A 9,620-nucleotide genomic window follows, 5' to 3' on the forward strand; every position below is an offset into this window, starting at 1 on the left:
TCTAGCCCAGTTATCGCGAGGCGTCGTTGTTCCATTACCAAGTCCTCGATGACCCGGCCAGGGGGCGCTGGGCACTCAAAGAAATCGCTGGGTCGGCATCCGCCATTCTCGCGATCACTAACGACGCAGGGTAGGGATAGTCGATATGTGTAGGGATGTTCCTTTAGGGCGGCATTACTCGCGAGCCACCCACCACCCGGGGTCTGCTCAACCAGGGCGGCTGTAATTGCCCCGGGAGCCGTCTCGACGTGCGGGCAGACGACTCGTCCGCACGTCACATGGTCTGCGGTTGCTGTCGTTGGGGTCAGGCAGGCTATGGCGACGCAAAATAAGACCAGGACTCGAAAGGTGTGCATCATCCGAATGTCAGGTCGCGCATGAGCCATGACTGTCGCGTGGAGTCCCACACGACCGCCACACCTCCGGTGATGCCTGAGTAGGCGGCGGAGCCGCCATGTGCAGGAGTGCCCGAGCGATCCAGGACCACAAACTCCGCCTGGTCCACGATGATCGGGAAGTCCGCAGCGCCGTCCTTCATGACTGGAGCGCCGACCTCGATGATCGTCAGTTCTCCCCCTTCGTAGTCCTGGCCGGCCGACGCAGCCTCCTCGGTGCTCGAGGCGATTCGATCGCAGTCTCGACATCCGTCGCTGAGCTGGCGCAGCGGCTCGGCGTCCATGACGGTCGAAGTCCGATTGATGAGGTCGACGTAGTAGCGGACGAAGGCTTCTGCGCCGTCCGCCGTCTGCTCGCGGGCCTCGTCCGGCATGGGCATGTCTTCCGGACCGAGCGGCGGGAGGGACTCCGTGGTCGGCGAGGCTTCCGTCGTCGGCAGGCTGGTGCTGGCTTCCTGCTTCTCCGAGCATCCCGTCAGCAGCACGGTGCCGGCCATCACGCAGCCGAGCGTCGTCCGGGTCGGGCCCCCACGGCTTCCACGCACAGCGGGAGACTACGCAGAGTTCGCTTGCATCCGATTCCGTAACTGTGGACAGGCCGCCGGATCGGGTGACCGCCCCCGCGCACGAGACCTGGCTCACCGGCGCAGAATCCCCAGCCGGGACCAGCCGCAGACGGGGGACGCATGAGCACGGAGCAGACGACGGGCACCAGCCCCTTCGACACGAGCGGCATCGAGGTCGGCCCCGACGGCGTCCGTCGCTACACCGGCCTGCCCCAGAACATCGTCCGCGTGCTGGCCGAGCAGGCCCGGCAGCACGCCGACCGGACCGCGATCGTCGAGCTCGACGGCGGCCGGCTCACCTACGCCCAGCTGTGGCAGCGCGCCCTCCGCGTCGCCGGCGGCCTCCGCGCCGCGGGCGTCACCACCGGCGACCGGGTCGCGGTCCAGCTGCCGAACGGCGTCGACTGGGTGCTCGCCTTCTGGGGCGCCCAGCTCGCGGGCGCCGTCGTCGTCCCGATGAACACCCGGCTGGCCGCCGCCGAGGCCGACTTCATCCTCGCCGACTGCGGCGCCCGCCGGGTGATCCGCCCCGGGGAGCCGCTGCCCGACGGCGAACCGGGAGAGGTCCCCGATCCGCAGCACACCGACGTCGCCGCGCTCTTCTACACGAGCGGCACCACCGGTCGCCCCAAGGGCGCGATGACCACCCACGAGAACTTCCTCAGCAACATCGAGTCGGTCATCCGCTGCCGCGAGCTCAGCCGCGACCCGGAGGCAGCCCACGCCACGCTGATCTCCGTCCCGCTGTTCCACGTCACCGGCTGCAACTCCCAGTTCCTCACCCAGATCGCGCTCGGTGGCAGGAGCGTGCTGATGCCGAAGTTCGACGCCACGGTCTTCTTGACGGCCATCCCCGAGCACGGGATCACGCTGCTCACCAGCGTCCCGACCATCTACGAGCTGGTGCTGCGCCACCCGGCGCTGGCGACGACGGACGTCTCCACCGTCCGCACCCTCAGCTACGGCGGCGCACCCATCGCCCCGGAGCTGGTGCACCGCCTCCGCCAGGCCTTCCCGAACGCCCGGCTCGGCAACGGGTTCGGCCTGAGCGAGACGAGCGCGCTGGCCACCTTCCTCCCGCACGAGTACGCCGAGACCCACGCCGACGCCGTCGGATTCCCCACCCCGGTGAACGAGGTGCGCCTCGACCGCCCCGACCCGGTCACCGGCGTCGGCGAGCTGCTCGTGCGCGGGCCGAACGTCGTCGCCGGCTACTGGGGCGACCCGGAGCGGACCGCGGAGACGTTCGTCGACGGCTGGCTGCACACCGGCGACCTCGCGACCCTCACCGACGGCGTCGTCCGGATCGTCGACCGCGCCAAGGACATGATCAACCGCGGCGGCGAGAACGTGTACAGCGTCGAGGTGGAGAACGCCCTCGCCGAGCACCCCGACGTCCTCGAGGTCGCCGTCGTCGGGGTCCCCGACCCGGTGATGGGGGAGAAGGTCGGTGCCGTCGTCCTGCCGAAGCCGGGCACGGACGCCGGCGAGCTGGTCGCGGGCCTGGCCGCCTTCGCCCGCGAGCGGCTGGCCGACTTCAAGCGCCCGCAGTTCGTCCGCGTCATCGACGGCCCGCTGCCGCGCAACGCCGGCGGCAAGGTGCTGAAGGCCCCGCTGCGCGAGGCGGAGGGCTGGGTGGCCGTCCCCCGGTAGCGCTACGTTGCGGGAGGCCCGACCTCTCGGCGACAGGAGCACCTCGTGCGCATCGGCATGCCCATCTCCTACGACGGCGGCTACGACCGCACCACGGCCGTCATCGCCGACTTCGAGAAGGCCGGCCTCGACACCGTCTACGTCGCCGAGGCCTACTCCTTCGACGCCGTGAGCCACCTCGGCTACCTGGCCGCGCGGACGACGACGGTGGAGATCGCCTCGGGCATCCTCAACATCTACTCCCGGACGCCGACGCTGCTGGCCATGACCGCCGCCGGCCTGGACTTCCTCTCCGGTGGCCGCTTCACCCTCGGCATCGGCGCCTCCGGGCCGCAGGTGGTCGAGGGCTTCCACGGTGTGCCCTACACCGCGCCGCTGGCCACCACCCGCGAGGTCGTGGAGGTCTGCCGCGCGGTGTGGCGCCGGGAGAAGGTCGACCACCACGGGGCGCACGTCGACATCCCGCTGACCCGCGAACGCGGTGGCAGCGGTCTCGGGAAGCCGCTGAAGCTGATCAACCAGCCGGTGCGGGAGCGCATCCCGATGCTGCTGGCCGCCATCGGGCCGAAGAACGTCGCGATGGCCGCCGAGCTGTTCGAGGGGTGGCAGCCGGCGTTCTTCCTCCCCGAGGGCAGCGCGGCGGCGTTCGGCGACGCCCTCGCGGAGGGGACGGCGCGGCGGGACCCGGAGCTCGGGCCGCTCCAGGTCGTCGCCGACAGCCAGCTGCTGATCAGCGAGGACGCCGACGAGCAGGCGGCGGCGCTGGACCGGGTCCGCGCGAAGCTCGCGCTCTACGTCGGCGGGATGGGCGCCCGCGGCAAGAACTTCTACAACGAGCTGGCGGGGCGCTACGGCTTCGCCGACCAGGCGGCGACGGTGCAGGACCTCTACCTCGACGGGCGCAAGGACGAGGCCGCCGCGGCGCTGCCCGAGGAGTTCGTCCGCGGCGTCGCGCTGGTCGGGCCCCGCGGGCACGTCGCCGAGCGGCTCGCCGCCTTCCGCGAAGCCGGGGTGACGACGCTGAACGTCACGCCCCTGGCCGCGGAACACGGCGAGCGGCTGCGCGCGATCGAGACGCTGAAGGCGCTCGCGTGACGCCGCTCGCCGCCCACGAGCAGGAGTTCGTCGCGCTCACCGCCGAGTTCGTCGACCGGCGGGTGCGCCCGCGGGTGGCCGAGTTCGAGGCGGAGGACCGCTACCCCGAGGCCTTCATCGAGGAGATGAAGGCGCTCGGCCTGTTCGGCCTGCTCGTGCCCGAGGAGCACGGCGGCAGCGCGGTGAGCACCGCCTGCTTCGCCCGCGTCACCGAGGAGCTGGCGCGGGGCTGGATGAGCCTGGCCGGCGCGATCGGCGGCCACTCGGTCATCTCCCACCTGCTGGCGACCGTCGGCACGGACGAGCAGCGGGCCCGCTACCTGCCCCGCATGGCCACCGGCGAGGTGCGGGCCACCATGGCGCTCACCGAGCCCGGCGGCGGCAGCGACCTGCAGGCGATGCGCACGCACGCCGTCCGCACGGACGACGGCTGGGCCGTCACCGGCAGCAAGACCTGGATCTCCAACGCCCAGCACAGCGGGCTGATCGGCCTGCTCTGCCGCACCGACCGCGACGCCGTCCCGCCGCACACCGGCATGAGCGTGCTGCTTGTCGAGCCCGGCGAGGGCCTGGATATCTCGGCCAAGATCCCCAAGCTCGGCTACCGCGGCGTCGAGGCCTGCGAGCTGAGCTTCGACGGCATGCGCGTGCCGGCCGGCGCCGTCCTCGGCGGGGAGCCCGGCCGGGGCTGGGTGCAGATGATGCGCGGCCTCGAGGTCGGCCGGGTCCAGGTCGCCGCCCGCGCGGTCGGGGTCGCGCAGGCGGCGTTGGCCGCCGCCACCCGGTACGCCCAGGAGCGGGAGACCTTCGGCGTCCCCATCTGGAAGCACCAGTCGGTCGGCAACCTGCTCGCCGACATGGCGACCAAGGTGCAGGCCGCCCGGCTGCTCACCGCCGACGCCGCCGAAAAGCTCGACAGCGGCGCCCGCGCTGACATGGAGGCCGGCATGGCGAAGCTCTTCGCCTCCGAGGCCGCCATGCAGGTCGCGCTGGACGCCATGCGGGTGCACGGGGGCTACGGCTACTCGAAGGAGTTCGACGTCGAGCGCTACTTCCGCGACGCCCCGCTGATGATCCTCGGCGAGGGCACCAACGAGATCCAGCGCACCGTCATCGCCGCCCAGTGGATCGCCCGCCACCGGATCTAGCGGCACGGCCCCTCGACGAGCGGCAGCACCCTGCCCGCGACCGCCACGTGCAGGCTCCAGGTATCCGCGACGAGGTCGTCGTCGAGCACCGACCGCAGCTCCTGGGCCCAGGCCTCGTCCTCCGCGGTGACCACCGGCTCGCCCGGCCGGCACAGCGCCAACGCCAGGTGCCCCGTGCCGCCGAGCTGGTCGTGGACGACCGAGCCGTGCACCTCCCGGAGCCCGACCAGCAGAGCGGGCTCCGGGAGGGCCGGCAGGTCGTCCACGGGGACGACGACCGGTAGCTGGCGGCCGTCGGCGTCGAACCAGGTCAGCCAGAGGCTGCGGGCTCCGAACCCGTCGGGGCCGAGCAGGGTGGACCAGCGGTCGGTGAGCTCGGCGGCGGAGCGGACACGGGCATCGGCGAGCGGAGAGGTCGTCATGCCCGTCACCGTGGCAGGTCGCGGGGACCGGCGACGGCGTTGTCCACAGGTCAGCGGTGGCCGAGGCCCCCGGGACCGTGGTCGGCGGGCACCCGCTCGTCGACCGGCGGGGGGCCGGGCGGCGTGCCGTCGCCCCACGGGCGGTCGCTGAGCTGGTCGCGGTTGTGCGGGATCAGCCAGCCGGACGTGTCGGGGCCCTGCGGGATGATCTGCGTCGGGTTGATGTCGGCGTGGACCACGTAGTAGTGCTCCTTGATCTGGGGGAAGTCGATCGTGTCGCCGAACCCGGGCAGCTGGAACAGGTCGCGCGCGTACGCCCAGAGCACCGGCATCTCGCTGAGCTTCTGCCGGTTGCACTTGAAGTGGCCGTGGTAGACGGTGTCGAACCGCGCGAGGGTGGTGAACAGCCGGACGTCGGCCTCCGTGACCTGCCCGCCCATCAGGAAGCGGCGGTCCTCCAGCCGGTCGCTGAGCCAGTCCAGCGCGGTGAACAGCCGGTCGTAGGCCTGGTCGTAGGCGCGTTGCGAGCCGGAGAAACCGCACCGGTAGACGCCGTTGTTGACCTCCTGGTAGACCCGCTCCATCACCTCGTCCATCTCGTCCCGCAGGTGCTCGGGGTAGAGGTCCGGTGCGCCCTCCCGGTGGTGGGCGGTCCACTGGGTGGAGAAGTCGAGGGTCATCTGCGGGAAGTCGTTGGTGACGACGGCGCCGCTGGGGACGTCGACCATCGCGGGCACCGTGATGCCGCGCGAGTACTCCGGGTCGCGGGCGAGGAAGGCCTCCTGCAGCCGCTCGTAGCCGAGCACCGGGTCGCGGCCGCCGGGGTCGAGGTCGAAGGTCCAGCTGCGCTCGTCGTGCGTGGGCCCGCACAGCCCCATCGAGATGGCGTCCTCCAGGCCCAGCAGCCGGCGCACGATGACCGCCCGGTTGGCCCACGGGCACGCCCGGGCGACGACGAGGCGGTAGCGCCCCGGCTCGACCGGCCAGGGGCCGAGGCCATCGGCGGTGATGCGGTCGGAGATGTACTTGGAGTCGCGGGAGTACTCCGCCTCGACGTAACCGGATCCGCTCTGGTTCTCACTCACCGGTGGGCCGTGCCCGGTGCCGCGCCCGCTCACACGCCGGCGGCGGTTGCGTTCCGGTGACCGTCGTCGCCCTCGCCGTCCCCACCACGGTCAGAGCCGGGCCGTCGTCGCGTCGTCCTCGACACCGCCGAAGTAGTGGTCGAGCACCTCGCGGAACACCGGCTGGTCGGGGGCGGCGTGCGCGAACAGGGTCATCGACGAGCGCAGCTTCTGCGCGTCGATCCCGCCCATCACCTCGACGGGGTCCGCGGTGTCCAGCGCGGTGAGGGCGCGGGCGCACTCGACCAGCCGCCGGCCCAGCACCGGGTGCGCGAGGTAGGCCCGCGCCTCGTCCAGGCCGGAGATCGCGAAGCGCTGCGCCATGCCGCTGCGGCCCAGCCCCTCGATCTGCGGGAAGACGAACCACATCCAGTGGGTGCGCTTCTGGCCCGCGCGGAGCTCCGCGAGCGCCTGGTCGTAGGTCTGGGTCTGGGCGTCGACGAAGCGGCGGAGGTCGAAGGGGTCGCTCACCGGACCAGCCTGCCGCACGCGATGAGATCCCGAGACCCCGGGCGTCTGAACCGCATGGAGACGACGACCGTGGACCTGGGGCCGACGACGACCGAGCTGGCGCGGGTGGTCGCCGGCGTGCGGGACGACCAGCTGGGCGATCCCACCCCGTGCCCCGGGATGCCGGTGGCCGGCCTGCTCGACCACCTGCTCGGCCTGGCCCTGGCGTTCTGCCTCGCCGCGGAGAAGGCCCCGTTCGACGGCGGCCCGTCGGCGGACGCGGCCCGCCTGGCCTCCGACTGGCGCACCCTGCTTCCGGCCCGGCTCGAGGGGCTGGCCGCCGCCTGGCGGCGACCGGAGGCCCGGCAGGGCGAGACCGAGGTGGCCGGCGTCCGGATGCCCGGGGCGGCCATGGCTCTGGTGGCCCTGGACGAGGTGCTCGTGCACGGCTGGGACCTCGCCGTCGCCACCGGGCAGCCCTACCGGCCGGACCCCGCCGCGGTCGAGGCGTGCCTGGAGTTCGTGGGTCCCCGCGACGACCCCGTCGCCGAGCCCGACGGCCTCTTCGGGCCGGTGGTGCCGGTGCCCGGCGACGCGCCCGTGCTGGACCGGCTGCTGGGCCGCACCGGCCGCGACCCCAGCTGGCGGGCGCCCGGCGACCGGTAGGGCCACCCGGCCCGCGCACATGTCGAAGCCGTGTCATCTCCCGCCGTCGCCGCTGCTGCCCCCCACCGGACGGGAACCGGAGGGAGGACAGCACCGCAGGAGGAGGAGACATGCGCAGGAGTGCACGGATGGTCGTCGGAGCCGTGCTGGCCGCGGGCCTGGGGCTCAGCGGCTGCGGCGGCGACGACGAACTCGACCGGAACGAGGAGAGCGTCCCGGCCGTGTTCGACGAGGAGGAGGTCGGCAGCCCCGACCGGGTCGACGGCGGCGAGGAGGACGCCGACGGCGTGGACCGCGGCACCGGCGGCATCGACGAGGACGACAACACCGGCTCCGACGGCGACACGGGAGAGGAGGACGCCGGCAGCGTGGACGGCGGCCCCGACACCGACGACACCAGCGACGTCGGCTGACCCGCCGACACCCCGGGCCGCGGTAGCGATATCGGTCACGGTGCCGGTGCCCCGACCGGCCTGCCGATAAGGGCGGTGGGCGGCGGTCCCTCACGATCCCCGCCGCCCGGGGGGCACTGCATGAGCGAGCGACGACGAGGACGGATCGGCGACGGACTGGCCGTCCTGGCCGGCGCCCGGCCGGACGTGCTGGCCGCCGCACCCGGGGCGCGGCCCCGGTTCGTGGCGCTGGGCGGTGTCCTGCTGAGCACGGGCGCGCTGGCCGCGGTCTCCGCGGCGTTCGCCGTCGCCATGGCGCTGGGCGTCTGGTGGCCGCTGGCGGTGCTGGTGGGGTTGGGCTGGGGCACGGTCGTGGTCAACCTCGACCGCATGCTGATGGTCGGCATGGCGCACGACCCGTCCCTCAAGCGCAACGTGGCCATGGCCGTGCCACGCGTCGGGCTGGCGCTGGTGCTCGGCGTCGTGGTGGCCACGCCGCTGACGCTGCAGGTGTTCCACAAGGAGATCGACGCCGAGATCGTGTCGATGCAGGCCGAGGCCGCCGACGCGCACCGCCTGGCGCTGGAGTCCGACAGCCGGTTCGCCGGGCTGCCGGAGCTGCGCGAGCGCATCGCCGCGCAGGAGGCGGTCGTCGCCAGCGGGGGAGCGGCCGACGCGGGCCTGGAGGTCGTCCGCGCCGGCGTCACCGAGAAGCAGGCCGCCTACGACGGGGCCGTGACGCTGCAGCGGGAGCTGGACGCCAAGGCGCAGTGCGAGCTGGACGGCACCTGCGGCACCGGTGACGCCGGCACCGGCGAGGCCTACCTGCAGGCCCGCGCCGCCGCCGACGCGCAGGCCGGCGTCGTCGCCGCGACGCGCGCCGAGCTGGACGCCGCCGTCGCCGCGGTGACCGCCGCGGAGGGGCGCAGCGCCGCCCTCGCCGGGTCCTCGCTGGACGGCGACCGCGCCGAGCTGGCTCGCCTGACCGCCGAGCTCGACCGGCAGCAGGCCGCCTTCGACACGCAGAACGAGGGCTCCGGCGGCATCCTGCTGCGGCTGGAGGCGCTCGACCGCCTCGGCGACCGGAACCTGACCCTGGCGGCCGCCCAGTTCATGCTCTCGCTGCTGTTCATGTGCGTCGAGGTGCTGCCGGTGCTCATGAAGCTGCTGCTCAACTTCAGCCCGCCGACCGCCTACGACCGGCTGGTGCAGCTGCGCGACTCCGGTGACGTCGAGCTGGAGGAGATGGCGCAGGAGTCGCGGCGCACCGTGGCCCAGGCCAAGGAGGAGCTGCTGGTGCTCGCCGAGCGCGAGCGGGTCGACCGGCAGAAGGAGGCGATCCTGGCCCGCCGCCGGGCGGCGCTGGCCGAGGTCGCCGCCCGCACCGAGGCGGCCCGGACCGAGGCGGCCCGCGCCGAGGGCCCCCGCGCCGAGCAACCACCGGCCGAGGGGCCGGCGGAGCCGCGTCAGCTGTGGGACACCGGCCCGATCCGCGAGCTCGCCCGGAGCGCCGCCGTCCGCACGGTGCGCTCGGTGCGCCGCCGCCCGGTCGACCGGACGCCCACCACCGTCTGAGCCCCGCCGCCCCGGACCTCCTCCCGAGGTCCGGGGCGCCGCGCGTCCGCCGGCAGTCCGCCGTGGACGCCGACCGTGGGGCCCCGCGGCCGGCGCCCCGTGGGCCGGGTTGAGGACTTCGGCCGCCGGGCGCA

At 73.4% G+C, this 9,620-nt stretch carries 10 protein-coding genes; 6 read left to right on the forward strand and 4 right to left on the reverse strand.

Translation table 11 applies throughout. The annotated features are described in order from the left end of the window. Positions 1-355: 355 nt before the first annotated feature. A complete protein-coding gene (locus ACI792_RS16785; protein ID WP_456603602.1) occupies positions 356-892 on the reverse strand; it encodes a DUF6318 family protein in 537 nt (178 codons plus the stop codon). Between the two features lie 189 nt (positions 893-1,081). Here ACI792_RS16785 and ACI792_RS16790 point away from each other — a divergent pair, with 189 nt between their 5' ends. The 3 genes from ACI792_RS16790 to ACI792_RS16800 are packed head-to-tail and all read left to right on the forward strand — an operon-like array spanning position 1,082 to position 4,857. Further along, the gene (locus ACI792_RS16790) at positions 1,082-2,614 is read left to right on the forward strand and encodes a class I adenylate-forming enzyme family protein (RefSeq protein ID WP_456603594.1); all 1,533 of its coding nucleotides are present in this window, start codon (positions 1,082-1,084) and stop codon (positions 2,612-2,614) included. 45 nt (positions 2,615-2,659) lie between these two features. Continuing rightward, on the forward strand, positions 2,660-3,709 hold the full coding sequence (locus ACI792_RS16795) for an LLM class F420-dependent oxidoreductase (protein ID WP_456603595.1): 1,050 nt from the start codon (positions 2,660-2,662) through the stop codon (positions 3,707-3,709). Continuing rightward, positions 3,706-4,857: an acyl-CoA dehydrogenase family protein gene (locus ACI792_RS16800; RefSeq protein ID WP_456603596.1), complete on the forward strand. Its 1,152-nt coding sequence runs from the start codon at positions 3,706-3,708 to the stop codon at positions 4,855-4,857. Before ACI792_RS16795 ends, ACI792_RS16800 begins: the two co-directional genes overlap by 4 nt. Here the strand turns inward: ACI792_RS16800 and ACI792_RS16805 are convergent. From ACI792_RS16805 to ACI792_RS16815, 3 genes are all read right to left on the reverse strand, one after another. After that, the gene (locus ACI792_RS16805) at positions 4,854-5,279 is read right to left on the reverse strand and encodes a hypothetical protein (protein ID WP_456603597.1); all 426 of its coding nucleotides are present in this window, start codon (positions 5,277-5,279) and stop codon (positions 4,854-4,856) included. The two genes, ACI792_RS16800 and ACI792_RS16805, sit on opposite strands and share 4 nt — an antisense overlap. Positions 5,280-5,329: 50 nt before the next feature. Next, positions 5,330-6,364 (reverse strand): glutathione S-transferase family protein, encoded by a 1,035-nt coding sequence (locus ACI792_RS16810; RefSeq protein WP_456603598.1) that lies wholly within the window; start codon positions 6,362-6,364, stop codon positions 5,330-5,332. Positions 6,365-6,454: 90 nt separating this feature from the next. Then, a complete protein-coding gene (locus ACI792_RS16815) occupies positions 6,455-6,874 on the reverse strand; it encodes a DUF1810 domain-containing protein (RefSeq protein ID WP_456603599.1) in 420 nt (139 codons plus the stop codon). A gap of 54 nt (positions 6,875-6,928) precedes the next feature. On the opposite strand from ACI792_RS16815, the gene ACI792_RS16820 reads away from it, so the two are divergent. The 3 genes from ACI792_RS16820 (at position 6,929) to ACI792_RS16830 (ending at position 9,486) form a co-directional block, all read left to right on the forward strand. Further along, positions 6,929-7,519: a TIGR03086 family metal-binding protein gene (locus tag ACI792_RS16820; RefSeq protein WP_456603600.1), complete on the forward strand. Its 591-nt coding sequence runs from the start codon at positions 6,929-6,931 to the stop codon at positions 7,517-7,519. A gap of 110 nt (positions 7,520-7,629) precedes the next feature. Then, positions 7,630-7,932, forward strand: a complete 303-nt coding sequence (locus ACI792_RS16825) for a hypothetical protein (protein WP_456579887.1) — start codon at positions 7,630-7,632, stop codon at positions 7,930-7,932. Between the two features lie 120 nt (positions 7,933-8,052). Beyond that, positions 8,053-9,486 carry a DUF4407 domain-containing protein gene (locus ACI792_RS16830; RefSeq protein ID WP_456603601.1) on the forward strand — a complete coding sequence of 478 codons (1,434 nt, stop codon included), beginning with the start codon at positions 8,053-8,055 and terminating at the stop codon, positions 9,484-9,486. Positions 9,487-9,620 lie beyond the last annotated feature (134 nt).

It is taken from the genome of Blastococcus sp. SYSU DS0669, from assembly GCF_054050895.1.

Excerpts from the sequence above, each read along its gene's own strand:
- ACI792_RS16785 (WP_456603602.1), bottom strand. The coding sequence starts at position 892 with ATGGCCGGCACCGTGCTGCTGACGGGATGCTCGGAGAAGCAGGAAGCC.
- ACI792_RS16790 (WP_456603594.1), top strand. The coding sequence starts at position 1,082 with ATGAGCACGGAGCAGACGACGGGCACCAGCCCCTTCGACACGAGCGGC.
- ACI792_RS16805 (WP_456603597.1), bottom strand. The coding sequence starts at position 5,279 with ATGACGACCTCTCCGCTCGCCGATGCCCGTGTCCGCTCCGCCGCCGAG.
- ACI792_RS16820 (WP_456603600.1), top strand. The coding sequence starts at position 6,929 with ATGGAGACGACGACCGTGGACCTGGGGCCGACGACGACCGAGCTGGCG.
- ACI792_RS16825 (WP_456579887.1), top strand. The coding sequence starts at position 7,630 with ATGCGCAGGAGTGCACGGATGGTCGTCGGAGCCGTGCTGGCCGCGGGC.
- ACI792_RS16830 (WP_456603601.1), top strand. The coding sequence starts at position 8,053 with ATGAGCGAGCGACGACGAGGACGGATCGGCGACGGACTGGCCGTCCTG.